A 534-nucleotide genomic window follows, 5' to 3' on the forward strand; every position below is an offset into this window, starting at 1 on the left:
GGATGTGGAAAAAATGAAGATCAATGTTGACTTCAAATACGAAGACTAACCTGAACGCGATCCCGGCACCGTGCTGGGATCTTTCTTTAAAAACCTACCAGCAACCCCCGCGCCACATCCATCTTCCCTGCCACCAGAACAGCGGCTTCCAGTTCACTGCACTGATGTTCCCGCATTAACGCCCTACGCTCGGCTTTTTCTTCTTTTTCCGTCATCCCCAGTGCCAGATAGAGGCTCGGTGGTACGACCCGGAACAGGGCTTCAATTTTTTTCGCCAGCACCACGCCCTCGGTATAACAGCGGGGCAGTTTACTGGCAGAGAGCAACACCGCTTTTTGCTCTTCGGTCAGTTTCTTAAAGCGGGCAATCTGCTCCACTTCATCCGGTGGCATGGTGAGACACAACCACCACTCCGCCATATTCAGCATCTTTTCGGCGGTATCCGGGTAGTCCGCCAGGTTTTGTGTGGCGAGCCACAGCCAGGCCCCCAGTTTACGCCACATCTTGACCACCTTGGTCATGTAGGGGGATAAC

At 53.6% G+C, this 534-nt stretch carries 1 pseudogene; it reads right to left on the bottom strand.

The features are described from left to right. Nucleotides 1-86: 86 nt before the first annotated feature. Nucleotides 87-534, bottom strand: a pseudogene (locus Xinn_RS21435) (conjugative transfer ATPase); the annotation flags it as partial.

Origin of the sequence: Xenorhabdus innexi, assembly GCF_002632485.1 — a bacterium.
In the GTDB taxonomy this organism is placed as follows: domain Bacteria; phylum Pseudomonadota; class Gammaproteobacteria; order Enterobacterales; family Enterobacteriaceae; genus Xenorhabdus; species Xenorhabdus innexi.